The sequence below is a fragment of the Aliivibrio sifiae genome (genome assembly GCF_002954715.1).
Lineage (GTDB): Bacteria > Pseudomonadota > Gammaproteobacteria > Enterobacterales > Vibrionaceae > Aliivibrio > Aliivibrio sifiae.
Window position 1 is genome coordinate 2,052,708 of sequence record NZ_MSCP01000001.1, and the last position, 25,217, is coordinate 2,077,924.

Genomic DNA, 25,217 nt, shown 5'->3' on the forward strand with positions numbered 1-25,217 from the left:
TAAGTAAGAGCAAACTAGTGATTATCAATTCACAAGTGCCCACACAGATTAATAGGTTTCAAATTGTTAAAGAGCAAACTTCAACTTTCTAAGCCTTTCGGCTTTCTCTTGAAGCGGACGGTCATAATACTTACTTAATATTAAGTGTCAAGCACTTAACTTAATAAATAATTAAAACAACCTCACTAGACATTGAACCTTGATTTAACTCATTAGCTCCTTGTCAGTGAGGCGGCATTATAGAGAGTCTTTTATTTCATGCAACTGTTTTTTAGTAAAAATACTGAAAAGCAGCTTAAGTGATTAAAATTAACTCAACCAGTACTTTTAAACATCAAAAATCATCATTTTGAGTGGCAATCAGTTGATTATCTTTTACTTTCAACTTAATCGCTTCTCCCGTTCTTAATTTTCCACTTAAAATATCCTGTGCTAAAGGATTCTCTATATAAGTCTGAATTGCTCTTTTTAATGGCCTTGCTCCATAGATAGGATCAAACCCAGCTTCAGCAATTAAATTTAAGGCTTCGTTTGTTATTTCTAGTTGGTAGTCTTTTTCATTCAATCGTTTTTCTAAACGTTGTAATTGTATAGATGCAATATTCTTAATATGATCTTGACCTAATGGGTGGAAAACAACAGTTTCATCAACTCGATTTAAAAACTCTGGTCTAAAGTGCTGACCTACAACTTCCATAACCAACGCTTTAATTCCCTCGTAATCTAACTCTCCAAAATGCTGCTGAATTTTATCAGAGCCTAAATTAGAGGTCATAATGATTACTGTATTTTTAAAATCAACGGTACGACCTTGACCATCAGTTAATCGTCCATCATCCAAGACTTGCAAAAGGATATTAAATACATCTGGATGTGCTTTTTCTACTTCATCAAGCAATAAGACCGAATAAGGTTTGCGTCTAACCGCCTCTGTTAGATAACCACCTTCTTCATAACCGACATAACCAGGAGGAGCACCAACAAGTCTTGCAACTGAATGCTTTTCCATAAATTCAGACATATCAATGCGGACCATGGCATCCTCACTATCAAACATGAAGTTAGCTAATGATTTACATAATTCTGTTTTACCCACACCAGTAGGACCTAAAAATAAAAAGGAACCTATTGGTCGATTTGGATCAGATAAACCAGCTCTACTTCTACGGATCGCATTAGATACCGCTTCAACAGCTTCAGATTGTCCTATCACTCGATGGTGCAATACTTCTTCCATCTTTAATAGCTTATCTCTTTCCCCTTCCAGCATTTTATTTACTGGGATCCCAGTCTGACGAGAAAGCACTTCGGCGATTTCACAATCTGTTACTTTATTCTTTAACAAGCTCATCTCTTGCATTTCAGCTTGTGCAGCAAGGTCTAATTGTTTTTCTAACTCTGGAATACGTCCATATTGTAATTCAGACATGCGATTTAAATCGCCCGCACGTCGAGCGATGTCCATATTGCTTCTTGCTGTATCTAACTCTGTTTTTATATGTTGAGTTCCAGAAAGCGCTGCTTTTTCAGCTTTCCAGACCTCTTCTAGCTCAGAGTAATCTCGCTCTTTCTCTCTTAATTCAAGGTTTAACGAGTCTAAGCGTTTTAAACTTGCATCATCACTTTCTTTAACTAATGCCTGTTGCTCTATTTTTAATTGGATAATTTTACGATCAAGTTTATCAAGTGACTCTGGCTTAGAATCTATCTCCATTCGGATACTTGATGCAGCTTCATCTATTAAATCAATCGCTTTATCTGGTAATTGTCTATCAGATATATAGCGATGAGATAGCGTCGCAGCGGCAACAATAGCAGGATCGGTAATCTCAACGTGATGATGGATTTCGTAACGTTCTTTTAAACCACGTAATATAGCGATCGTATCCTCGACAGTTGGCTCATCAACAATGACCTTTTGAAAACGTCTTTCTAGTGCAGGATCTTTTTCTATATATTGACGGTATTCATCTAATGTCGTGGCACCAACACAATGCAAATCACCACGAGCTAATGCAGGTTTAAGCATATTACCCGCATCCATAGAACCTTCGCCTTTACCTGCTCCAACCATGGTATGAACTTCATCAATGAAGAGAATTACATTACCTTCTTCTTTTGCCAGTTCATTTAAAACCGCTTTTAAGCGCTCTTCAAACTCACCTCGAAATTTAGCACCGGCAACCAATGCACCAATATCTAAAGACAATACTCTTTTATGCTTTAAGCCTTCAGGAACCTCACCATTAATAATACGTTGAGCTAAACCTTCGACAATCGCTGTTTTACCAACACCTGGTTGGCCAATAATTACGGGATTATTTTTAGTTCGTCTTTGAAGTACTTGAATAGTGCGGCGAATTTCATCATCACGTCCGATTACAGGATCTAATTTTCCTTGTTCTGCTTTCTCAGTAAGATCGACGGTAAATTTTTCTAAAGCTTGACGTTTTTCTTCTGCATTTTGATCATTTACTTTCTCGCCACCACGTATTTCATCAATAGATTTTGAAATTTTAGTTTCTGTAAGTCCAAACTCTCTGAATAAATTACCTAATGGTCCTTTATCTTCAATAGCTGCAAGCATGAATATTTCAGAAGAAATATAAGCATCTTTGCGTTTCTGAGCGATTTTGTCACACAAATTAAAAATAACGCCCATGTTTGATGACAACTGCACATCACCGCCAATACCTGTTACTTTTGGAGCCTTGTCTAGGATTTCAGATAGCTTTGAACGAAGTTGAGTTACATCAATATTAAGTAATGTCAGTAGTGGTCTGATAGTACTGCCATCTTGATTTAATAACGCCACCATTAAATGGGTTGGCTCTATATATTGATGATCTTGACCCAATGCTAATGATTGAGCATCTGAAATGGCGATTTGAAATTTACTGGTAAATCGGTCTAAACGCATAACCCTCTCCTAGAGAAGAAAAGTAAGTAACTATTACTTCTTAAATGGGGTTTCGTGCTTTAGAAATCAACTAAGAGGAATGGAAATAAAAGAGATTATTCGAACCAAATTAAGGTTGCTTGGCGACCTGTTTCTCCCTTTTTTCTATAAGAGAAAAATTGTTCTGTATTTGAATAAGTACAAAGGTTTGAATAATAAACCTCTTGAACACCAACACTCTGTAAGCGTTGAGTAGCAAGTAGTTCTAAATTAGCTAGCCATTTGTCTGGATTATGACTTGGAATAAAAGCGTTTATCGCTTGAGGGTCTTGCTCACAAAACTGTAGCTTAACTTCATTACCGACTTCAAATGCAGTAGGGCCAATAGCTGGTCCACACCACGCAATAAGCTCATTCGAAGAAAAATGCTCTACTGTATTTTCTAAAATACCATCAAGAAGGCCACGCCATCCAGCATGAGCAGCTGCAACTTCTGTTCCTTCCTTGTTACAAATAACCACAGGCAAGCAATCTGCTGTCATTACACAACATACTTGATTTGCTGTATTTGTATATGCAGCATCAACAGAAGGAGGATTCATTAAATCTGAATGAGGAAGGGTAATAACTTTGGTTGAATGAATCTGATTTAACCACGTTGGTGCAGTAGGTAACTGCGCCAACGTAATCAGTTTTTCACGATTGAGCACAACATCATTATGATTATCGCCAACATGATCACCTAAATTTAAACTCGAAAATGGGGCTTTAGACACACCATCTAAACGAGTCGTACTAACTACGTTAATATTTTTAGGAGCGGACCATTTTGGCGACAATAGTGACATTTAATACTCATCCTCATGCAATAGACGTTCATCGTCACGTAAAGCTTGAGATAGAGCAATCATGTCATCAGGAATTGGCGCATGGAACTCCATGACCTCACCTGTAATTGGATGGTCAAAACGTAGCATTGCAGCATGAAGCGCTTGACGATTAAAGCCACGGATCATGTCAATTAATTCTTGTGACGCACCTTTAGGGATACGAGCACGACCACCATAAGCAGTATCACCTACTAGTGGATGTTGTAGATAAGACATATGCACACGAATTTGGTGAGTACGACCTGTTTCAAGACGTAAACGTAAACGCGTATGGATACGGAAATGCTCAGCAACACGATAATGTGTTACAGCATCTTTACCTAATTCATGTACAGCCATTAGCGTACGTTTTTGAGGGTGACGTCCAATTGGTTTTTCAATCATGCCGCCAGCCGTCATACGACCTAATACAACTGCTTCATATTCACGTGTGATCTTACGCTTTTGCAGCGCACGAACTAAACGTGTTTGGGCTGGTACTGTTTTCGCTACTACCATTAAACCAGTAGTGTCTTTATCTAAACGGTGCACGATACCTGCACGAGGTACCTCTGCAATGCTTGGATAATGGAATAACAATGCGTTTAATACCGTTTTATCCGGTGTACCTGCACCAGGATGTACTACGAAGTCACGAGGTTTATTAATTACTAATAAATCGTCATCTTCATAAACAATATCAAGAGGAATATCTTGAGCTAACCAACGTTGCTCATCTTCTAATTCTGCTTTAACTGAAATTTCTTCTCCGCCCATCATTTTTACACGAGCTTTAGTGATAACTTCACCGTTAACGGAAATTTTACCCGCTAATACCCACTCTTTGATGCGTGAACGAGAGAAATCAGAAAACAACTCTGCTGCAGCTTGATCTAAACGCTGGCCTAGTTGGCTTTCTTTTACTGTACTTGTTAACTCTATTTGTTGTGCCATATCGAACTTTTTTTAAATTAGTGGTACTAATACCAAACAAATACGTCATATTTGGTATCATCAACACTGTAAGTGAAATAAACTATCGACCATTGTATCTGTTAACGACGGATTTCGTAATGGATAACTTCAGTTTTTTTAGTCAAGGATCATTTTCAAGCATGAAACGCTTAACACTTTCTTCATTATTAGCCGTATCTTTACTGGTGGGTTGCTCAAGCAGTGATGATGTAATCCCTGATATCCCACCATCAGAATTATATTCTCAGGCTCAAATCTCTTTACAGGCAGGTAATTGGACAAGTGCGATAGAACGCCTTGAAGCTCTAGATTCTCGTTATCCTTTTGGTGCCTACTCAGAGCAAGTTCAACTTGATCTAATTTACGTATATTACAAAAATGATGACCTAGCTTTAGGCTTAGCTACCATTGAACGCTTTAATCGTTTAAACCCAACTAATCCAAAAGCGGACTGGGTATTATATATGCGTGGATTAACTCATATGGCTCAAGATCGAAGCTTTATGCACGATTTATTTCGAGTAGATCGCTCGGATCGAGACCCTGAACCAGCACGTGCTGCATTTAAAGATTTTAAGCGATTACTTGATCGTTACCCAAATAGCCTTTACGCAGAAGATGCCCAAACACGTATGTTCTCATTAAAAAATCGTTTAGCAGAATATGAATTAGCGACAGCTGATTTCTATTTACGTCGAGAAGCATGGATTTCTGCAATAAAACGCAGCCAAGAACTGCAGCGAACTTATCCAGATACAGAAGCGGCAAGAAAATCGTTAACGATAATGCTAGCTGCCTATAAAGAATTGAAATTAGATGATGCAATAAAACGTACAGAAGAATTAATTGCATTGAACCCTCAATAGATAGGGAGTTCCATAAAAGTAAAAAGCCGCACTTAAAATAAAGTGCGGCTTTTTTACGTCTGTTATCTTATCCTGAAATGATAGAGTTCACAAAACCTACGAGGCTAAAAATTAACCATAAAAAACAATAGGTTGAAACAGAGCCCTAAAAACAAACATTTCTAGTAACCAACCCTTTCAATCTACCTACTTTACCCAATTCATCAAGTTTTTTTTCAAAAAAAATCTGAATGGCTTGCCTGAGATCACATTCAACCACCTTCTCAATAAAACACTTTAAAATAGTGATCTAGGTCACTTTATTTTTACTGTGGATCCGTAATCTGGATACATGCCAAACGGGGCAAGAGAGAGGAAAATCATATGAAAGTAGAAATCACTGGTAACAACATCGACATCACTCCAGGCATCCGTGAACGTATTGAAGGGAAATTTAAAAAACTAGAAGAAAAAAGAAATCTAGACATTATTGGTCGTCACGCTAGTGTTACAAAGCGCGCAAATGGTAAGCATAAGGTAGAAGCACAAGCAACTATCGCAGGTGGCAAAGTTGCAGCCTCAGCAGAACAAGAAGACCTATTTGGTGCAATTAGAGAGATGTACCAAAAACTAGAACGCCAACTAGATAAGCTACAACACAAAGGCGAGGCTCGCCGAGCAACTCATGCTCAAGCACCTATCGTTGAAGAGCCAGAAGTTGACCTAGAAGAGGAATACGAACAGTAATTAAATCGTCAACTCAAACGTTTTCTGAAACAGTGCTCATTTGAGCGCTGTTTTTTCTTGACGCAAACTTATCGATTCCTTATTGTGAATTAACTCTTAATTTACTAGGTTTGCATATTCATGACTGATACCCACTATTCTCTCGACGATATTCGTTTACGCCTCAATGAGCTTGATAATGAATTATTAAAACTTTTCTCTGAACGTCGTAAACTCAGTCTTGAAGTAGCTAAAAGCAAAGTTCAAACCTCAAAACCTGTACGTGATCCAAAGCGTGAACAACAACTACTCGTAAAACTAATTAAAAATGGTAAAGCATTCGATCTTGATGCTTACTATATAACTCAACTATTCCACACTATTATTGAAGATTCTGTTTTATTACAACAAGAATATTTTCAAAACCTTACCAACCCTGAGTTAAGTAGAAAACCAGTAGCAAGAGTTGCTTATCTAGGATCAAAAGGGTCATATTCAAATCTCGCTAGTCGTCGTTATTTCAGTAAGAAAAATACTGAATTAGCAGAACTAGGATGTGAAAACTTTAGAGAAGTAATAAAAACCGTAGAATCAGGCCATGCCGATTATGGTGTCCTTCCTATTGAAAATACCAGCTCAGGTTCTATCAATGAAGTTTATGACCTCCTACAGCACACTAGCTTATACATTGTAGGTGAACTTACTCAGCAAATTGATCATTGCTTATTAACCACCTCTGATACCACGCTAGAATCAATTAAAACTCTTTATTCTCACCCCCAGCCCCATGAGCAATGCAGTGAATTTTTACACCGTTTAGATAATGTTGAACTCATTTCTTGCTCAAGCACCGCTGATGCAATGATCGCAGTGAAAGACATAAACTCTCCACATGTTGCCGCTATTGGCAATTCAGACAGTGGTAAGCTTTATGGACTGCAATCTTTAATTACTAACATTTCAAATCAAACTGAAAATCAAACTCGTTTTATTGTAGTAGCAAGAAAGCCTGTTGATGTTTCTGAACAAATTCCAGCAAAAACAACACTGATTATGTCGACGTCTCAAGACGCAGGTTCACTTGTTGAATCTCTATTAGTTCTACGTAAATATGGAATTAATATGAGTAAACTAGAATCTCGCCCTATTATGGGGAACCCTTGGGAAGAAATGTTTTATGTTGATTTAGAAGCACATTTAAAATCAACAGCAATGAGCTCTGCAATTGAAGAATTAACAGCAATTACCCGTTATTTAAAAGTTCTCGGTTGCTACCCAATCGAAAACGTAACACCTACAGATATTCCTCAAATTAAATAACAAGTCTATTTCAATACGATTAAATCAACTGATACTTAGCGGTATCAGTTGGTTGATATAAGGGATTTCATCGTCATATGACACATAAAATTATTGTTGCTTCACTTAACCCTGCAAAAATACATGCTGTAGAATCTGCATTTATTCAAGCATTTCCTACTATGGATTTTGTTTTTGAAGGCATTTCAGTTAAAAGTGATGTTTCTGAACAACCTATGACTTGTGTTGAAACAAAGCAAGGAGCAATCAATAGGGTGAATAATGCTAAAGCATTACATCCAAATGCTCATTATTACGTAGGATTAGAAGCGGGTATAGAAAACTCAGCAACGTTTGCTTGGATGATTATTGATAATGGAAAGATGATTGGTGAATCAAGATCATCAAGTTTACCTCTCCCACCTGCGGTGATTTCTGCAGTCAATGAGGGTAAAGAGTTAGGTGTTGTTATGGATGAACAATTTAATACTAAAAATATAAAGCAAAAAGGTGGGGCTATTGGCTTATTAACCAATAACCTATTAACAAGAAGCTCCGTTTATCAGCAAGCACTTACTCTTGCTCTGATCCCTTTCCTTCATCCTGAACGCTTTTAGCACTCTGTTGAAGTAATTCCATTAGCCATTCTTTTTCATCATGAGTATGGCTTTTTAATTCATTTGAGCCTCGAGTTATTGTTGCAATACCGACGCCTAATAACTGACTAATCTGGCGTTGGCTTAACTCTCCTTGCAATAATTCATGACAAATATTAACTCGTGCTACTAGGGCATCACGCTCATCAGGAGTCATCAACATGGTCAACAAAGATTGATGCTTACCTTGCTCTGCAGCATTAGCTATCAATGCCATCACTTGCGACCAATCTGAATATTTTGCTGAACCTGACATAAAATCCTCATTACAATAATAAAAAAGGGAGCACTTAGGCCCCCTACTTTATAATCAATCTAAAATAATTAATACTCTAAATTCAGTTCTTTCTCCGATAAGAAAGGTCCTTTCTCACCAAGTAAACTGCGATAGTACGTCTCAAACATTAAAATATTTTGTACGTAGCCACGCGTTTCTTTAAAAGGGATAGCCTCTATAAATGCGTAAGCATCTAGCTTTTCATCAGAAACAGCTCTCCATCGTTTAACACGGTGAGGACCAGCATTATAACCCGCTAACGCAAATATTCGGTTCCCATCATAATCATCCATTAAACCTTTTAGATAATTCGACCCAATATGAATATTTACATCAACATCATTTAAGCTGCTAACACCTTCATACTTATCATAATCGATTTTTTTCGCTGTATATTTAGCAGTCGCTGGCATAATTTGCATTAAACCACGAGCTCCAACTGGCGATTGAGCTTCTGCATATAAAGCACTTTCTTGTCGAGATAATGACATTAACGTCACTTTATCTAAACCTAACTCCTTGCTGTAATGTCCAAACCACCACTGATGTGCAATAGGAAAACGTAAACTTAAGTACCCCCACATTCTTCCTTTAATTGTGGCTAGCACAGTAAAGTGATGCCAACGATGTTGAGCGGCATAACTCGCAAGCTCTTTTACTTCGGTTTTTGATGCTCTATTAAGTAAATATTCCCATTCACTTTTTGCTGTTGGTATTTCATCAATAGCAATCAGCTCTTTAATTCGAGCCAACTCAATTTTATATTTATCTTTTACAGGTTTAATATTGGTTGGTGCAGTATTCATTGGGTATTGAATTGGTTCCCCTAAAATATTTGCCGCTGCAACACTGTAAAAATTACGCTGTCCAAGCAATTTTTGTAATCTAGCATTGGCTTTAGCATGTTCACCATTTTCACTCTCAATACGAGCTTGCCAAAATTGCCAACGTAATGAAGATTGAGCACTTGGCGTTAAATATGCCATCCATTTACTCATATCATTCCAATCAGCTGCACGAATAGCAACACGAATACGGCGTTCAATAAAAGAATCTTCTGGGTATTTTTCAAGTTGTGAATCACGCCATGCAGCCAATTCCGTAGAGTCGGTAGACATAATACTACTCACTATACGATGTGTAATTTTGATTGATTCTTTTTCTGTGAACTTCTGTTTCTTTGCTATAGCTGGAAGCATTTCAATCGCTTTACGTGGATCTTTTCTTGCTTCTCTTTCCATAGAAATAAAAGTTAACTGTTTCGTAAATTCAGACGATTTATTCTTAGTTGAATATGAAACAAGTAAATCAGGATCATTAAATAAAGTAACTATATCTTTCGCTTGTTCTTTTGCTTGTTCTTTTGCTTTATCTGACGTTAGCATCTTTTCTAAGTAAGAAAATAAACTATTATTACGAGCCTTATAAACCAATAACATTCTGTCGATAATTAACTCATCCGTTAGCTTACCGGCATCAGACCACGCTTTAAATAAATCATCACATTCATAGGTAACAGAACCTCCTGTTAGCCATAACTTTTCAGCACCTTTCCATGCTGTTTTTTTATCTCCAAGCTCATTTTTTGCTTGGTAGTAATAACATTGTAAATTTGTACTACTCGGTTCATTAGGAAAGTAGTCCAAAAATTCTTTCCAACGTTCATTTAAACCAAGTACCACTAAATATTGATAATCTAAAGAATTGCCAATCGCCAATGTTTTATGTGAATGCCTAAATAGGCGAATATCATCTGGTGTTTTAGAACTCAAATCCATTCGTAATTCACGATAATCTAAATAAGGGGCAAGTGGATAATCATCTAAATTTGCTCTTACTTTTATGTACTCATCAAACTTCTTTTCGTTAAGCAACTCCTTTGCTTCTTGGTATTGAACTCGCGATTCATCTATCGATAACGCCTCAACGGTATGCACACTCATTCCAATGCACAACACGGCCATCATCCCTAATTTTTGCTGTGTGTATTTCATTGATTCTTTAAACACCTAACTTTCCAACCTTTTCACCAACGCACGGATATGAGACAGAGTTAAACAACTCTCTAATTCTTCTTTGAGTTTGCTTATATTACCCTAGTAACTGCAAGAATGAGTGTTAAACTGTGTATCATAAATAGTAAAATAATATTTCCGTTAACCTACTCTAATAAGTGATTATGGCTGAATACGTATATACAATGTCACGAGTGAGCAAAATTGTTCCTCCAAAAAGACAAATCCTGAAAGACATTTCTCTTAGCTTCTTCCCTGGTGCAAAAATCGGTGTTCTTGGCCTAAATGGTTCAGGTAAATCCACCCTACTTCGCATTATGGCAGGTTTAGATACCGATATTGATGGTGAAGCTCGTCCACAAGCTGGATTAAAAGTTGGCTATCTACCACAAGAACCTGTTTTAGATGAATCAAAAACAGTTCGTGAAATTGTAGAAGAAGCGGTTTCTGATGTTGCTGGTGCACTTACTCGTCTTGATGCTGTTTATGCGGCTTATGCTGAAGAAGGTGCAGATTTCGATGCACTTGCTAAAGAGCAAGGTGAACTTGAAGCACTTATCCAAGCAAAAGATGGCCACAATCTAGATAATGCTCTAGAGCGTGCAGCTGACGCACTACGCCTTCCTGAATGGGATGCGAAAATCGAATTTTTATCAGGGGGTGAGCGTCGCCGTGTTGCGATTTGTCGTCTATTACTTGAAAAACCTGACATGTTGCTTCTTGATGAACCAACCAACCACCTTGATGCTGAATCAGTCGCTTGGCTTGAGCACTTCCTTGTTGATTACTCTGGTACTGTTGTGGCAATTACCCATGACCGTTATTTCCTAGATAATGCAGCAGGTTGGATCCTTGAACTTGACCGTGGTGAAGGTATTCCATGGGAAGGTAACTATACCTCTTGGTTAGAACAAAAAGACGAACGTCTAAAACAAGAATCATCGAAAGAAAACGCTCGTCAAAAAACAATTGAGAAAGAGCTTGAATGGGTTCGCCAAAACCCTAAAGGTCGTCAAGCAAAATCAAAAGCTCGTATGGCTCGTTTTGAAGAACTTCAAAATACTGATCACCAAAAACGTAATGAAACAAATGAACTATTCATTCCACCAGGCGAACGTTTAGGTGATAAAGTTCTTGAAGTAAGTAACCTAACTAAATCATTTGGTGATCGTGTTCTTATCGATGACTTATCATTTAGTATGCCTAAAGGCGCTATCGTCGGTATTATCGGTGCCAATGGTGCAGGTAAATCAACACTATTTAAGATGTTAAGCGGTGCAGAAACTCCAGATTCAGGCACTATTGATCTAGGTGAAACCGTTAAATTAGCTTCTGTTGATCAGTTCCGTGATTCTATGGATGATACAAAAACTGTTTTCCAAGAGATCTCTGAAGGCGCTGACATCATCAAAATCAACAATTTTGAGATCCCTGCACGTGCTTACTGTTCTCGCTTTAACTTCCGAGGCAATGACCAACAAAAAATCATTGGTGATCTTTCTGGTGGTGAGCGTAACCGTGTTCATTTAGCAAAACTGCTCAAAACTGGTGGTAACGTGTTACTACTCGATGAACCAACCAATGACTTGGATGTTGAAACATTACGAGCATTAGAAGAAGCACTTCTTGAATTCCCTGGCTGTGCAATGGTTATCTCGCATGACCGTTGGTTCCTAGACCGTATTGCTACACACATTCTTGATTACCGTGATGAAGGCCAAGTAAACTTCTTTGAAGGTAACTACACTGAATATAGCGATTGGTTGAAGAAAACATTAGGCGCTCAAGCAGCAGAACCTCACAGAATCAAATACAAACGTATGACGAAATAATTCACCCTTTCGTATATTATTTGATGTTTATCATAAGGGCCGCAATATTGCGGCCTTTTTATTAGACTTAGAGCAAACCAGACATCATACTTAGAAGTTAAGCTTATAATATAAGGATAGTATTATGATCGAACGACGTAAGTTTGCACGCGTGTTATATCAAGCTGATGTCATCATTTTACATAATGGAATATCATTAAATGGATCTTTAATTGATTTATCTCTTCACGGTTTACTCGTCGTATTAGACAATGATTGTGAACTAAAACCAAATTCAAAAATGACAGTAAGATTTACTCTTAATGAAAGTGATATTCATATCATTGCTGAATGTATGCTCATTCAGAGAACAAATAATATATTAAGGCTCTGTATTCAACATATAGATATTGATAGTATTAGCCATCTTAAACGCTTAATAGAACTCAATGTTGGTAATAGCGATATGTTATTACGCCAACTCTCAGAGCTAAGCACATTAACCTAAAGTAATAAGTTGTTATTTCTATGCCAGATAAAATTCGTATTTCCGTTTCTCATAATAAGGGAACTCGTTTCTTCGCTATTTCTCCTAAACGGAAAAACCTTGTCATTTTATCTCTCTTACTTGGGCTTAGTTCATTCACGTTAAGTGGCTTTGGATTACATTATTTTTATCAAAAACAACAAGCATCAGAGTTAGCGATTGCTCAACTTCAAGTACAAAACAGTGAACTCAACAATCTTATTATTGACAACAATAATAGCAATTATGAATTAACTCAGCAGCTTGAAGCAAAAGAGAATGAATTTATAGTTATTAGTCAACGAGTTGAAGATGTTGAGTCCGTACTTGGTTTACAAGATATCTCTGAAGACGATATTCAACTATCTGAAAAAACATTGGAACAAAGACTAGACGTAGCGACCATTGATTCCGCAGTTAGAGCAACCATGTTTCGTTTAATACCTAACGATACTCCAATTGATTTTATTAGAAATTCATCAAGTTTCGGGAAAAGAACAAACCCAATTTCAGGTAAGAGACAACGTCATTTAGGTCAAGACCTTACTTGTAAGCGTGGTACTGAAATTTATGCGCCAGCTGATGGTGTCGTTGAACTCGCTCGTCCAAGTAATAAAGGTTATGGTAACTTACTAAAGGTTCAACACTCGTTTGGTTTTATGACCATGTATGCCCATCTACAAAAATTTAAGGTCCGCTCAGGGCAATTTGTAAAAAAAGGTGAGTTAATTGCTACCTGCGGTAATTCAGGCAATTCTACTGGGCCACATCTGCATTATGAAGTACGATTTCTAGGTAGAGTATTAAACCCTCAACCTTTTATCGATTGGACACCAGATCGTTTTGAGAGTTTATTTGAGAAAGAACGAAGTGTTAAATGGACGCCACTCGTTGAAATTATGAATAACATGGTAAAACTGCAGTTAAAATTAACGCAGAAACCAACCGTTGAGCAAATTGAAGCCATTAATACAGTAAAAGCTGAGAAACAAATACCGATGCCAATAACTCAATAAATTAACTTCATTTACATATAAAAAAGGTGAGCACATACTCACCTTTTTTACTTTATGTTCTTCGCTATATTACGTTCTTTCACGATGAATCGAATCATTAGCTTGTCTAAGTAAGCTCTTACTTTCGATTAGAAATTGCTCTGCATAATCTCCAAACCAATGTTCAACTTCTTTAAAATTGTCAATAAAGCCTTCACGATTATGATTTTCTAATAACGCAATTGCATCACCAAATCGCTGGTGAAAGCGCTTTATCATTTCAATATTTTCTTCTGATGAAAGAATAATATCAGCATACAGATTAGGGTCTTGTGCAAATAATCGCCCTACCATCAACAATTCCAAACGATAAATTGGAGAACTTAAATTAAGTAGTTGTTCAATATCAGGATTTTCTTTGGCAAGGTGTTGACCGTAAGCAAATGAAGTAAAGTGACGCAGAGCTTGGATTAATGTCATTCCGTGATCGTGCTCTGTTGCAGAGATATCACGAACTATTGCACCCCAAATTTCAAACTGATTTTTAAGCCAAGCGTAACTTTCTTGATTACGGCCATCGCACATAACAATCACTTGTTTCGCTAAACTAGGAATATCAGGACCAAACATTGGGTGTAAACCAACTACAGGACCTTTATGAATTTCCATCATTGCTTGCAGTGGTTTTTTCTTTATAGAAGTTAAATCACATAAAATGCAATCTTCTGGTAATCCTGAAAGTTTATTAATTACATCAACGGTTAAATTAATAGGAACGGTGACAACCACCATGCCTGCATCATTTAAAATTGTTTCTGCATTATTCCAATCTTTACTGCCAAGGATCCGTACTTCATAGCCAGATAGTCGAAACATTTTGGCAAATAAACCACCAAGTTGTCCATTACCACCAACCACTACAATTGGGCGTAATTCGGGTTTTAAACATTTGAAGCCTGAGTCATTTTCACTACTGTAAGATTCCCGCATTGTTCGACGTAGAATATCTTCAATTAAGGATGGCGGAACTCCTTTCTTTTCAGCTTCTTGTCGTCTTGAAGCAAGCATCGCAGCCTCTCTGCTTGGATCATAAATAGGTAATCCATGTGCACTTTTTACTTCACCAACTTGTTCAACTAAATGCAGACGTTGAGATAAAAGATCCAACATTTGTTTATCTACTGCATCAATTTGGTCGCGTAAATGACTCAACTCTACCGTCATCTCGTTCTATCCTTTTAAACGATCTTCCAATACTGGAATTAATTCTTTATGAGTATGACGTAATAGTGCCTCAGTTGAATCCCAATTGATACATGCGTCTGTGATAGAAATTCCATATTTCATCTCTGATAATGGAATGTCAGAAGGTTGATTCCCTTCATTTAAATGGCTTTCAATCATCAACCCTATGATTGATTTATTCCCTTCACGAATTTGATGAATAACATCTTCGGCAACCAATGGTTGACGACGGTAATCTTTACGAGAGTTAGCATGACTACAATCGATCATTAGTGCCGCATCAAGATTAGATTTAGCTAACTCTTCTTCACATTCAGTTACTGATACAGAATCGTAATTAGTTTGTTTACCACCACGTAAGATTACATGGCCATTAGGATTACCTTGCGTGGTTAATAATGCAACCTGCCCTTCGCTATTAATCCCCATGAAACGGTGACTTGAAGCCGCTGCCTGCATCGCATTGATTGATGTCGATAGACTACCGTCAGTACCATTTTTAAAACCAACAGGAACAGAAAGACCACTTGCCATTTCACGATGTGTTTGCGATTCCGTGGTACGTGCGCCAATAGCCGCCCAACTAAATGTATCGCCAATGTATTGTGGACTAATAGGGTCCAACGCTTCAGTTGCTAATGGAATTTCCATTTCCGCCAAATCAACAAGTAATTGTCTTGCAGTATGTAAGCCATGTTCAATATCAAAAGAACCATCAAGATGTGGGTCATTAATTAATCCTTTCCAGCCGACTGTAGTTCTTGGTTTTTCAAAGTAAACACGCATAACAATGTATAACTGATCTTTAAGATCTTCAGAGATCACCTTTAAGCGTTTAGCATATTCTTTGGCTGCATCAATATCATGAATGGAGCATGGACCACAAACGATCAATAAACGATGATCTTTCTTATGAATAATATTTGAAATAGTTTGACGAGATTGTTGAATAAACTGACGAGCATTATCGCTTAATGGAATTTTATTTTTTAACTCTTGCGGGGTGATCAGTACTTGCTCATCACTAATATTAATATTGCTTAGTTCGCTTTTTTTCATATCCTACACCTGTAAACTTTTATTTCCATTAAGAGTCTTTGAAGACGAATAGAAATAATTTAACAGCTATGGGATGAAAATCAACTATTGTAATAAAATAAATACAAAATAATCAAAGTGTAAAGAATTAATTACACAACTCACAGGGGATAAAAAAAGGTGCGCTGATAACAGCGCACCTTTATAGCACATTTGAGAACGTTCTCGTGTGCGTTACTTTTTAGCCAGCTTCTCTTTGATACGAGCTGATTTACCAGAACGCTCACGTAGGTAGTACAACTTGGCACGACGTACTGCACCGCGACGTTTAACTTCGATGCTGTTAACGATTGGAGAGTGAGTTTGGAACGTACGCTCAACACCTTCACCGTTAGAAATTTTACGTACAGTGAACGCAGAGTGAAGACCACGGTTACGAATAGCGATTACAACGCCTTCGAATGCCTGTAGACGCTCACGCTCACCTTCTTTAACTTTAACCTGAACTACTACAGTGTCACCTGGAGCGAATTTAGGTAGGTCTTGTTTTAGTTGCTCATCTTCAAGAGCTTTAATGATGTTGCTCATTTTTGTATATCCTAGAATAAACTGATACTAAATTTCTTAATTACTTACTTTGCTGATGTTCTTCACGAACAAACTCAGCCAGTAATAATTCCTGTTCGTCAGTCAGAGCTAGATTTCCCAGGAGCTCTGGTCTTCTTAGCCAAGTACGGCCTAACGATTGTTTCATTCGCCAACGAGCGATATCTTTATGGTTTCCAGATTTAAGTACACTAGGCACTTCCTTACCATCCAAAACCTCAGGTCTTGTATAGTGCGGACAATCTAATAAACCGTCTGCAAAAGAATCTTCTTCAGCGGACGCGAAATCCCCTAATACCCCCGGAACAAACCGAGATACAGAATCAATCAGCGTCATAGCAGGGAGTTCCCCACCTGTAAGCACAAAATCGCCAATTGACCATTCTTCGTCAACTTCTGATTGTATTATGCGCTCATCTACACCTTCGTATCGGCCACAAATAAGAATTAAATTCTCATTAGTTGCTAACTCCTCAACACCTGCTTGATTTAGCGTACGGCCTTGGGGTGAAAGGTAAATCACTTTCGTTTTGCCGGGTGATGCTTGTCTGGCTGCACTAATGGAGTCGCGCAAAGGCTGAACCATCATTAACATACCAGGACCACCACCATAAGGTCGGTCATCAACAGTGCGATGTTTATCTTGAGTGAAATCTCTAGGATTCCATGTCTCTATAGATAAAAGACCTTTTTTAATTGCTTGGCTAGTTACCCCAAAATCGGTAACCGAACGGAACATTTCAGGAAATAGGCTTATAACCCCAACCCACATGTGCCCTCGCTTTACCTAGGGTTTAGAACCCAGGATCCCAGTCAACTTCGATCCGTTGAGCTGTGCGATCAATTAACTTAATCACTTGCTCATCAATAAAAGGAACTAATCGTTCCTTCTTACCAAAAGCATCTTTCAGGTTTGCTTTGATTACAAGAACATCGTTTGATCCGGTTTCTAAAATGTCGTCAACAACACCAAGCATATAGCCTTTTGTTGTAACCACTTCCATACCAAACAATTCACGCCAGTAGAATTCATCTTCTGACAGTTCAGGTAATACATCGGCTTTAACTGCAATTTCTAGGTTAGTATAAGTTTGAGCATCTTCTCGAACTTCTAACCCTTCCAGTTTGCATACCAAACCTTTATGACGTTTCCAGCTTTCGACTGAAAACTCGACCCATTCACCTTTAACTTTAATAAGCCAAGGTTTGTAGTCGAAAATACTTTCAGGTTGATCAGTAAAAGAGACTACTTTCAACCAGCCACGAATACCATAGGAAGCTCCGAACTTACCTACAACAATAATCTCGTCTTGCTTACTCATAAAATCTTTACCTTAACCAACTAAAATTAAGCCGCTTTGTTAGCGTCTTTAACTAGCTTAGCTACACGATCAGAAAGACCAGCGCCTAAACCAACCCAATGGTTAACGCGATCAAGATCTAAACGTAGACCTTCTTCTTGACCTTGTGCTGTAGGGTTAAAGAAACCTACTTTCTCAATGTAACGACCAGTTGCTTTGAAACGGCTGTCCGCTACTACGATTTGATAAAATGGACGCTTCTTAGCGCCGTGACGTGCCAAACGAATGGTAACCATATCGTCCTCTATTTGCTTTGTATAAAAATTAAATTGGCCCAAAAAAAATATTTTTCTTGAGCCCTCGTGCCAAAATAAAGCCCCGGAATTTTACTCTTATGAGCTTTCAATGCAAGGGCTTTAGCTACTTTTTCACCAATTATTTCTGTAATTAATGAAAAAATTGGGTAAAAAAGGTGCGCTAGGTTAAATTTATCAATAAATTAACTTGTCGCACCTTGTTATCTGATTTTTACGTTTTGAGAATGAGAATTAACTGTTAGCGACCAAAGCCACCCATACCGCCCATTCCACCACCCATCATTCCTTGCATATTACGCATCATGCCTTTCATTCCCCCCTTCTGCATTTTTTTCATCATCTTCTGCATTTGAGTGAATTGTTTCAGCATACGGTTTACATCTTGTACTTGAGTACCTGATCCCGCAGCAATACGCTTTTTACGAGAACCTTTAATTAATTCTGGGCGTTCACGTTCTTTTAATGTCATTGAGTTAATAATAGCTTCCATTTGATGGAACATTTTATCATCAACTTTATCTTTTACATTATCAGGTAGTTGAGACATGCCTGGAAGTTTATCCATCATGCCCATCATTCCGCCCATGTTCTTCATTTGGCCTAGTTGTTCACGAAAATCTTCAAGATCAAAGCCTTTTTTCTCTTTGAATTTTTTCGCTAACTTTTCAGCTTTCTCTTTATCTACGTTCTTTTCAAGATCTTCGATTAAAGAAAGAACATCACCCATACCTAAAATACGAGAAGCTATACGTTCCGGGTGGAAAGGTTCTAATGCGTCAGTTTTTTCACCAACACCTAAGAATTTAACAGGCTTACCAGTAATATGACGAACAGATAGTGCTGCACCACCACGAGCATCACCATCAACTTTCGTTAAGATAACCCCCGTTAACGGTAAGGTATCGCCAAATGCCTTTGCTGTATTTGCTGCATCTTGACCTGTCATTGCATCAACAACAAACAAGGTTTCAATTGGATTTACATGCGCGTGAAGCTGTTTAATTTCATCCATCATTTCGGTATCAACAGCCAAACGGCCTGCTGTATCGACAATGACTACGTCAAAAAACTTTAATTTTGCATGGCTAATTGCACCATCAACAATATCAATTGGCTTTTGGTCTGCACTTGATGGGAAGAAATCTACATCAACTTCTGCTGCAAGTGTTTCTAGTTGTTTAATTGCAGCTGGACGATATACATCGGCAGACACGACAAGTACTTTCTTTTTATCTCTTTCTTTTAATAGCTTAGCTAGTTTACCTGTACTCGTTGTTTTACCAGCACCTTGCAAACCTGCCATTAAGATAACCGCTGGAGGCTGACACGCTAAATTAAGAGCCTCATTAGAGTCCCCCATTATCGCTTCTAACTCAGACTGAACGATTTTTATAAATTCTTGGCCTGGCGTTAGACTTTTTGAAACCTCTACACCAACCGCATTTTCTTTTACTCGTTTAACAAAATCACGAACAACAGGTAAAGCAACATCGGCCTCTAGTAGAGCCATACGTACTTCACGCAGTGTTTCTTTAATGTTGTCTTCCGTTAATCGACCTTTACCACTGATATTTTTCAGTGTTTTGGATAGTCTATCCGTTAAATTATCAAACATATTCTTGCGCCTACTTTGCGACCATATCTCGATTATACCTAAATCTGAGACGTTATAATTAAAATTTTTTATACTAACTGAATCACACCTACCGAGATGGCCCTCTAAAGGGTATAATCAAATTGTTGATAAATTGGATGATCAGTGAATTATGGATACCATTACAGCAATCAGTGCTGCACTTTTTTACTTTCTTGCATTAGCTTTTATTGTTCCAGGCTTAGCAGGTCAAAATAAAATTCAAACAAATGTTGTATTTATATGCGCATCACTTGCGTTACTTGTACATGCCTGGCAATTAAAAGAACTGATCTTAAATAGCTTTGGACAGAACCTAAGTATTCTAAATGTTGCGTCTCTAATTAGCTTTATTATCTCTTTAGTAATGAGCGCTTCCATGCTCAAATTTAGAGTCTGGTTTATTTTGCCCGTAGTTTACAGCTTTTCTGCAATAAACTTACTGGCCGCCACCTTTTTACCGGGCGCTTTCATTACTCATTTAGAAACGCACCCAAGTCTATTAATTCATATATCGTTAGCATTATTTGCATACTCAACATTAATGATCGCGACACTTTATGCTCTGCAACTTGCTTGGCTTGATCATAAACTAAAAAGCAAGAAGTCATTAACTCTTAATCCAAACCTTCCTCCTTTAATGATGGTGGAACGTCAACTTTTCAAGATCATTCTTGTCGGTTTAGCTCTACTAACATTAACTTTATTGACAGGCCTCACATTCATTCAAGATATGGTCGCCCAAGGAAAAACGCATAAAGCGGTACTTTCTTTCTTCGCTTGGATCATCTACGCCGTATTAACTTGGGGCCATTATCGTCAAGGTTGGCGTGGACAAAAAGCATTATGGTTTAGCCTTTCTGGTGCATTTTTACTTACCCTTGCTTATTTCGGTAGTCGTTTTGTTCAAGAAATCATTTTGACTTAATACTGATAATCCACTCATTTTTCACAATCAAAATTGACATTTTTATTGTTAGTATTGATAAATACACTTTATTACTATTTTTAAATTGAGGATTTAGACACTTGGACGACATATCAACCGGCGCCCTATTTACTCTACTTGCTGTACTTATTGTTATCTCAGGTTACTTCTCAAGCTCAGAAACGGGCATGATGTCGTTAAACCGCTACCGCCTAAAGCACTTATCCAATCAGGGTCATAAAGGTGCGAAACGTGTTGAAAAGTTATTAAGTCGTCCTGACCGTCTTATCGGACTTATCCTTATTGGCAATAACCTCGTTAATATTCTTGCTTCTGCAATAGCGACAATCCTTGGTATGCGTCTTTATGGTGATTATGGTGTCGCAATTGCTACAGGCATACTGACACTTGTTATTCTTGTTTTTGCTGAAGTAACCCCAAAAACTCTTGCGGCTATGTACCCAGAGCGAGTGTCTTACAGTAGTAGTATTGTCTTAAATGTATTAATGAAACTCCTTTCTCCATTAGTCATATTAGTTAACTTTATTACAAATGGTTTCTTGAAGATCTTAGGGCTTGGAAACCGCAATGATGATAAAGACAATCTGAGTTCAGAAGAACTTCGAACAGTCGTACATGAGGCAGGTGGTCTAATTCCTCGCCGACATCAAGATATGTTAATTTCAATTCTAGACCTAGAACATGTCACTGTGAATGACATAATGGTCCCTCGTAGCGAAATTACAGGCATCGATATTAATGACGATTGGAAATCCATTTCTCGCCAATTAGCTCATTCCCCTCATGGACGTATCGTTCTGTATCGAGATCAAATTGATGAAGTGGTTGGCATGCTTCGTTTACGTGAATCTTACCGATTGATGCTTGAAAAAAATGAAATGACAAAAGAAACACTATTACGAGCAGCTGATGAGATTTATTTCATCCCAGAAGCAACACCACTAAACAGCCAATTACTAAAATTTCAACGTAATAAAGAACGTATTGGACTTGTCGTAGATGAATATGGTGACATCCAAGGATTAATTACATTAGAAGATATCTTGGAAGAAATTGTTGGTGAATTTACAACGTCAATGGCACCAAGCTTAGCCGAAGAAATAACACCTCAACCAGATGGTAGTTTCATGATTGAAGGCAGTGCTAATATCCGAGATATAAATAAAGGCTTGAAATGGGATTTACCCACAGATGGTCCAAGAACGTTAAATGGATTAATTTTGGAACACCTAGAGGAAATACCAGAGACAGATATCAGTCTTGAAATTGATCAGCACAATATGAAAATTATTGCTGTTGAAGAAAACAAAATCAATTTAGTTAAAGTATTTCCAACACCTGAAGAAGAAACAAAATAAACTTCATAAAAAAGCCCGTATTAGTTCACTAATACGGGCTTTTTTAGATCATAAATAAATCAAACTAATTAACTGATAGCTCTTTTAGCATTGAATCAGGTAGTGCAAGTTCATCATTTTTATTAACTCGAATACCAGAAGCTAAAATAGCAGTAGCAATTGCTTTAGCTTCTTCTAATGAATGCATTGCATACGTACCACACTGATATTCGTTTAATTCAGGAATTTTGTTTTGAGCTTCCACCTTTAATACATCTTCCATCGATGCTATCCAAGCATTTGCCACTGTTTGTTCTACTGGTGTTCCAATCAAACTCATGTAGAAACCAGTACGGCAGCCCATTGGTGAGATATCAATAATTTCCACTTCGGCACCATTCAAATGATTACGCATAAAACCAGCATATAAATGCTCTAAGGTATGAATGCCTTTTTCAGACAAGATATCTTTATTTGGGGCTGTAAATCGTAAATCGAATACTGTAATCGTATCACCTTTCGGTGTTTGCATTGTTTTTGCTACACGAACAGCAGGCGCTTCCATACGAGTATGATCAACGGTGAAGCTATCTAATAATGGCATAATTTAATCCTTTAATTTATAAATGGTGACTTACCACCACCAACTACTTTGTCTTTCAAGCTCAGCTTTACATTGTTTTAATTGCCAGCCATAAGTTTTCGCTTGAGACTCAACTCTACGTGCTATCTTAATCAATTGCGGCTTACTTTGATAGCTCTTACGTTTATAACCACCACGCCCCTCATGATAAGCAAGGTATTGGCTATAAGGGTCCCACTTTGAGATACCTAATTGCTTTTGCGAACCATCGGTATACCAGCCAATAAACATAATAGCATCATCAAAGCTACTTCTTGAGCCACCACCCGTTGCATCTTCATACTCACCCCATACAGGATCTTGTGCTTGAGCATACCCATAAGCAGAACTTGGACGGCTCCATGGTATAAACCCTAACAACTTAGTTCTTGGCGGGCGAACATCTGAACGAAAACTACTTTCTTGCTTCATTATCGCCATAGCAACATTGATTGGCGTACCATACTCTTCCGTCATGTCTTTTGCATCATCATACCAACCGCTTTTTTCACGAAAGATATCGCATAAATTATCCTGCTTCGTTGGTGGCGTTGTAGCACAACCAGATAGCATGAGTAATGCTACTGTTGGAATTAAAAACTTATAGTTCATATATTTACTCAATAAAAAAGCACTGCTACCCATAGAATAACAGTGCTCTATAATTTCAGATGTCGTTACTTCAAATAACTGAAATAATCTTCTAAATATTCAGAAAAGGATTGCTTATCGTTAGATTCAATCTCTTTCTGAGCAAGAATAGAGCGTTCAACTTCTGCATCTAACTCTTCTTTTGTATAGAAGCTGTATTGATGATTAAGGTGTGTTTCACGATGCTGAACCGCAAGATCACAACCTATTTTACCAATACCACCACCCTTTTTAGTTTCTGCAAGCAGACGACCTGAAATGGTTAACTCAGGATCTTCAATCATTGCAGTTAAACGCTGATGAGTTTGTTGGTATTCATCATCGCCATTAACTGAATCCATCTCTTTAGCAATAAGAAGCAAATCATCAAAAACACGCTCCGCCCATGCTTTTTGAGTAAGCTTTTCACCTTGGCAACCAATTTGAAGCTCTAGCCCAGGTTTACGGCCTTTCTCAATAATCTTATTCCAATTATCTTTCCAACAAGCCATTTCACCGTCATTCATTGGTGCTGAATCTGTTAATACTGCCCAAGTTAAAAATAGGTCAAGGAAACGCACTTGGTCCTTATCAACACCAACTGAACTGAATGGATTCACATCTAATGAACGAACTTCAATGTATTCAACACCTGAACGCTCTAATGCTTCTGATGGGCGCTCGCCCGATTTTGCTACGCGTTTAGGTCTAATTGGTGCATATAATTCATTTTCAATTTGAAGTACATTGGCATTCAATTGAATATGCTTTTCGCCATCTTTTAGTCCAATTTTAGCAAACTCAGCAGATGGGGTGCGAATCGCTTTATTTAAGCCTTCAACATATTCATCTACACTGTTTAGGCTAATTTTTAAATCACTTTGAGCGTCATTAGTATATCCAAGATCACTTAAGCGCAGCGAAGTTGCATATGGTAAATACAATGTATTACCTAAAGATTCAAACTCCATTGACGTTTCACGTCCTTGAATAAATGAACTACATAATGCAGGCGATGCACCAAAGAAATAAGGAATTAACCAACCAAAGCGGTAATAGTTACGAATAAGGCTAAAGTACGCATCAGACACAGAGGATTGTCTATCTTCCTCTGTTTGCTCACCAAATAATTCATCCCAAAATTGTGTTGAGAAAGAAAAATTAAAATGCACTCCCGAAATGACCTGCATAACGCTGCCATAGCGACGCTTAAGGCCTTCACGATATGTTGTTTTTAATTGACCTACATTCGACTCACCATATTGAGCCAATGTGATATCGTCGTCTTTAATAACAAAGCACGGCATTGATAATGGCCAAAGCTTCTCTTCGCCCATATGAGATACGGTGTAATGATGCACATCTTCAAGCTGATTAATCACAGTATCGACATCATTCGATACTGGTGTAATAAACTCTAATAAAGATTCTGCAAAATCTGTTGTTATGTATTTATGAGTTAATGCTGAACCTACGCCTACTGGATGCGGCCTTGAAGAAAGCGATCCGCCAAGAGTAAATCTTAGGGTCTCTCTTTCAATTCCTCGGCCTGCTTTTTTAAATGCCTGAGGATTGGAAGCGACTTTCTGTAATCGGTTGATAAATTCGGTCAAAATACATTCTCGCTATTGAGGTAAGTTCAACAT

General features: G+C 37.8%; 24 protein-coding genes. 9 read left to right on the forward strand and 15 right to left on the reverse strand.

The features are described 5' to 3' along the window. Nucleotides 1–334 precede the first annotated feature (334 nt). From clpB to rluD, 3 genes are all read right to left on the reverse strand, one after another. Nucleotides 335–2,920, reverse strand: a complete 2,586-nt coding sequence (gene clpB / locus BTO23_RS09170; RefSeq protein WP_060992386.1) for an ATP-dependent chaperone ClpB — start codon at nt 2,918–2,920, stop codon at nt 335–337. A gap of 95 nt (nt 2,921–3,015) precedes the next feature. Beyond that, nucleotides 3,016–3,747, reverse strand: a complete 732-nt coding sequence (pgeF, locus tag BTO23_RS09175) for a peptidoglycan editing factor PgeF (protein ID WP_105063399.1) — start codon at nt 3,745–3,747, stop codon at nt 3,016–3,018. After that, entirely contained in the window at nt 3,748–4,722 is a 975-nt protein-coding gene (rluD, locus tag BTO23_RS09180) for a 23S rRNA pseudouridine(1911/1915/1917) synthase RluD (RefSeq protein ID WP_060992388.1), read from the reverse strand. A 161-nt stretch (nt 4,723–4,883) separates the two neighbouring features. Here rluD and bamD point away from each other — a divergent pair, with 161 nt between their 5' ends. From bamD to yjjX, 4 genes are all read left to right on the forward strand, one after another. Further along, entirely contained in the window at nt 4,884–5,609 is a 726-nt protein-coding gene (bamD, locus tag BTO23_RS09185) for an outer membrane protein assembly factor BamD (RefSeq protein ID WP_060992740.1), read from the forward strand. Between the two features lie 363 nt (nt 5,610–5,972). Continuing rightward, a complete protein-coding gene (gene hpf / locus BTO23_RS09190) occupies nt 5,973–6,335 on the forward strand; it encodes a ribosome hibernation-promoting factor, HPF/YfiA family (RefSeq protein WP_060992389.1) in 363 nt (120 codons plus the stop codon). 120 nt (nt 6,336–6,455) lie between these two features. Further along, on the forward strand, nt 6,456–7,634 hold the full coding sequence (pheA, locus tag BTO23_RS09195; RefSeq protein ID WP_060992390.1) for a prephenate dehydratase: 1,179 nt from the start codon (nt 6,456–6,458) through the stop codon (nt 7,632–7,634). Nucleotides 7,635–7,711: 77 nt separating this feature from the next. Then, nucleotides 7,712–8,230: an inosine/xanthosine triphosphatase gene (gene yjjX / locus BTO23_RS09200; RefSeq protein WP_061004542.1), complete on the forward strand. Its 519-nt coding sequence runs from the start codon at nt 7,712–7,714 to the stop codon at nt 8,228–8,230. Here yjjX and trpR read toward each other — a convergent pair. Then, entirely contained in the window at nt 8,187–8,525 is a 339-nt protein-coding gene (gene trpR, locus BTO23_RS09205; protein ID WP_060992392.1) for a trp operon repressor, read from the reverse strand. The genes yjjX and trpR overlap by 44 nt on opposite strands. Nucleotides 8,526–8,593: 68 nt before the next feature. After that, the gene (sltY, locus tag BTO23_RS09210) at nt 8,594–10,555 is read right to left on the reverse strand and encodes a murein transglycosylase (RefSeq protein WP_245922092.1); all 1,962 of its coding nucleotides are present in this window, start codon (nt 10,553–10,555) and stop codon (nt 8,594–8,596) included. Nucleotides 10,556–10,725: 170 nt separating this feature from the next. On the opposite strand from sltY, the gene ettA reads away from it, so the two are divergent. From ettA to BTO23_RS09225, 3 genes are all read left to right on the forward strand, one after another. Beyond that, complete coding sequence (ettA, locus tag BTO23_RS09215; RefSeq protein ID WP_061004544.1) at nt 10,726–12,393, forward strand: energy-dependent translational throttle protein EttA; 1,668 nt, start codon at nt 10,726–10,728, stop codon at nt 12,391–12,393. 124 nt (nt 12,394–12,517) lie between these two features. Continuing rightward, nucleotides 12,518–12,880, forward strand: a complete 363-nt coding sequence (locus BTO23_RS09220; protein ID WP_060992394.1) for a PilZ domain-containing protein — start codon at nt 12,518–12,520, stop codon at nt 12,878–12,880. 20 nt (nt 12,881–12,900) lie between these two features. Then, nucleotides 12,901–13,914, forward strand: a complete 1,014-nt coding sequence (locus BTO23_RS09225; protein ID WP_060992395.1) for a M23 family metallopeptidase — start codon at nt 12,901–12,903, stop codon at nt 13,912–13,914. A 69-nt stretch (nt 13,915–13,983) separates the two neighbouring features. Here the strand turns inward: BTO23_RS09225 and tyrA are convergent, their stop codons facing one another. The 7 genes from tyrA to ffh all read right to left on the reverse strand — a co-directional run bounded on the left by tyrA (nt 13,984) and on the right by ffh (nt 20,015). After that, on the reverse strand, nt 13,984–15,117 hold the full coding sequence (tyrA, locus tag BTO23_RS09230; RefSeq protein WP_060992396.1) for a bifunctional chorismate mutase/prephenate dehydrogenase: 1,134 nt from the start codon (nt 15,115–15,117) through the stop codon (nt 13,984–13,986). A gap of 6 nt (nt 15,118–15,123) precedes the next feature. Continuing rightward, complete coding sequence (locus BTO23_RS09235) at nt 15,124–16,197, reverse strand: 3-deoxy-7-phosphoheptulonate synthase (RefSeq protein WP_060992397.1); 1,074 nt, start codon at nt 16,195–16,197, stop codon at nt 15,124–15,126. A gap of 213 nt (nt 16,198–16,410) precedes the next feature. Next, a complete protein-coding gene (gene rplS, locus BTO23_RS09240) occupies nt 16,411–16,764 on the reverse strand; it encodes a 50S ribosomal protein L19 (protein WP_060992398.1) in 354 nt (117 codons plus the stop codon). Nucleotides 16,765–16,804: 40 nt separating this feature from the next. Next, complete coding sequence (gene trmD, locus BTO23_RS09245; protein WP_105063400.1) at nt 16,805–17,554, reverse strand: tRNA (guanosine(37)-N1)-methyltransferase TrmD; 750 nt, start codon at nt 17,552–17,554, stop codon at nt 16,805–16,807. Nucleotides 17,555–17,576: 22 nt separating this feature from the next. Next, nucleotides 17,577–18,104, reverse strand: a complete 528-nt coding sequence (gene rimM, locus BTO23_RS09250) for a ribosome maturation factor RimM (RefSeq protein WP_060992400.1) — start codon at nt 18,102–18,104, stop codon at nt 17,577–17,579. 26 nt (nt 18,105–18,130) lie between these two features. Further along, a complete protein-coding gene (gene rpsP, locus BTO23_RS09255) occupies nt 18,131–18,379 on the reverse strand; it encodes a 30S ribosomal protein S16 (RefSeq protein ID WP_060992401.1) in 249 nt (82 codons plus the stop codon). A 259-nt stretch (nt 18,380–18,638) separates the two neighbouring features. After that, nucleotides 18,639–20,015, reverse strand: coding sequence for a signal recognition particle protein (gene ffh / locus BTO23_RS09260; protein WP_060992402.1), 1,377 nt, complete (start codon nt 20,013–20,015; stop codon nt 18,639–18,641). A gap of 151 nt (nt 20,016–20,166) precedes the next feature. Between ffh and BTO23_RS09265 the strand changes: the two genes are divergently transcribed. Together BTO23_RS09265 and BTO23_RS09270 are read left to right on the forward strand one after the other, a co-directional pair. Beyond that, nucleotides 20,167–20,961 carry a cytochrome C assembly family protein gene (locus BTO23_RS09265; protein WP_060992403.1) on the forward strand — a complete coding sequence of 265 codons (795 nt, stop codon included), beginning with the start codon at nt 20,167–20,169 and terminating at the stop codon, nt 20,959–20,961. 101 nt (nt 20,962–21,062) lie between these two features. Then, nucleotides 21,063–22,340, forward strand: coding sequence for an HlyC/CorC family transporter (locus BTO23_RS09270; RefSeq protein WP_060992404.1), 1,278 nt, complete (start codon nt 21,063–21,065; stop codon nt 22,338–22,340). Between the two features lie 64 nt (nt 22,341–22,404). Here BTO23_RS09270 and luxS read toward each other — a convergent pair whose 3' ends face one another. The 3 genes from luxS to gshA form a co-directional block, all read right to left on the reverse strand. Further along, nucleotides 22,405–22,923 carry an S-ribosylhomocysteine lyase gene (gene luxS / locus BTO23_RS09275; protein WP_061012756.1) on the reverse strand — a complete coding sequence of 173 codons (519 nt, stop codon included), beginning with the start codon at nt 22,921–22,923 and terminating at the stop codon, nt 22,405–22,407. Between the two features lie 30 nt (nt 22,924–22,953). Further along, the gene (locus BTO23_RS09280; protein WP_060992406.1) at nt 22,954–23,553 is read right to left on the reverse strand and encodes a transglycosylase SLT domain-containing protein; all 600 of its coding nucleotides are present in this window, start codon (nt 23,551–23,553) and stop codon (nt 22,954–22,956) included. 65 nt (nt 23,554–23,618) lie between these two features. After that, complete coding sequence (gene gshA, locus BTO23_RS09285; RefSeq protein WP_105063401.1) at nt 23,619–25,184, reverse strand: glutamate--cysteine ligase; 1,566 nt, start codon at nt 25,182–25,184, stop codon at nt 23,619–23,621. Nucleotides 25,185–25,217: the final 33 nt, after the last annotated feature.

What these genes read in the sequence shown, in the direction of transcription:
- clpB (WP_060992386.1), bottom strand. Translation starts at nt 2,920, where the DNA reads ATGCGTTTAGACCGATTTACCAGTAAATTTCAAATCGCCATTTCAGAT.
- pgeF (WP_105063399.1), bottom strand. Translation starts at nt 3,747, where the DNA reads ATGTCACTATTGTCGCCAAAATGGTCCGCTCCTAAAAATATTAACGTA.
- rluD (WP_060992388.1), bottom strand. Translation starts at nt 4,722, where the DNA reads ATGGCACAACAAATAGAGTTAACAAGTACAGTAAAAGAAAGCCAACTA.
- bamD (WP_060992740.1), top strand. Translation starts at nt 4,884, where the DNA reads ATGAAACGCTTAACACTTTCTTCATTATTAGCCGTATCTTTACTGGTG.
- hpf (WP_060992389.1), top strand. Translation starts at nt 5,973, where the DNA reads ATGAAAGTAGAAATCACTGGTAACAACATCGACATCACTCCAGGCATC.
- pheA (WP_060992390.1), top strand. Translation starts at nt 6,456, where the DNA reads ATGACTGATACCCACTATTCTCTCGACGATATTCGTTTACGCCTCAAT.
- yjjX (WP_061004542.1), top strand. Translation starts at nt 7,712, where the DNA reads ATGACACATAAAATTATTGTTGCTTCACTTAACCCTGCAAAAATACAT.
- trpR (WP_060992392.1), bottom strand. Translation starts at nt 8,525, where the DNA reads ATGTCAGGTTCAGCAAAATATTCAGATTGGTCGCAAGTGATGGCATTG.
- ettA (WP_061004544.1), top strand. Translation starts at nt 10,726, where the DNA reads ATGGCTGAATACGTATATACAATGTCACGAGTGAGCAAAATTGTTCCT.
- BTO23_RS09220 (WP_060992394.1), top strand. Translation starts at nt 12,518, where the DNA reads ATGATCGAACGACGTAAGTTTGCACGCGTGTTATATCAAGCTGATGTC.
- BTO23_RS09225 (WP_060992395.1), top strand. Translation starts at nt 12,901, where the DNA reads ATGCCAGATAAAATTCGTATTTCCGTTTCTCATAATAAGGGAACTCGT.
- tyrA (WP_060992396.1), bottom strand. Translation starts at nt 15,117, where the DNA reads ATGACGGTAGAGTTGAGTCATTTACGCGACCAAATTGATGCAGTAGAT.
- BTO23_RS09235 (WP_060992397.1), bottom strand. Translation starts at nt 16,197, where the DNA reads ATGAAAAAAAGCGAACTAAGCAATATTAATATTAGTGATGAGCAAGTA.
- rplS (WP_060992398.1), bottom strand. Translation starts at nt 16,764, where the DNA reads ATGAGCAACATCATTAAAGCTCTTGAAGATGAGCAACTAAAACAAGAC.
- trmD (WP_105063400.1), bottom strand. Translation starts at nt 17,554, where the DNA reads ATGTGGGTTGGGGTTATAAGCCTATTTCCTGAAATGTTCCGTTCGGTT.
- rimM (WP_060992400.1), bottom strand. Translation starts at nt 18,104, where the DNA reads ATGAGTAAGCAAGACGAGATTATTGTTGTAGGTAAGTTCGGAGCTTCC.
- rpsP (WP_060992401.1), bottom strand. Translation starts at nt 18,379, where the DNA reads ATGGTTACCATTCGTTTGGCACGTCACGGCGCTAAGAAGCGTCCATTT.
- ffh (WP_060992402.1), bottom strand. Translation starts at nt 20,015, where the DNA reads ATGTTTGATAATTTAACGGATAGACTATCCAAAACACTGAAAAATATC.
- BTO23_RS09265 (WP_060992403.1), top strand. Translation starts at nt 20,167, where the DNA reads ATGGATACCATTACAGCAATCAGTGCTGCACTTTTTTACTTTCTTGCA.
- luxS (WP_061012756.1), bottom strand. Translation starts at nt 22,923, where the DNA reads ATGCCATTATTAGATAGCTTCACCGTTGATCATACTCGTATGGAAGCG.
- BTO23_RS09280 (WP_060992406.1), bottom strand. Translation starts at nt 23,553, where the DNA reads ATGAACTATAAGTTTTTAATTCCAACAGTAGCATTACTCATGCTATCT.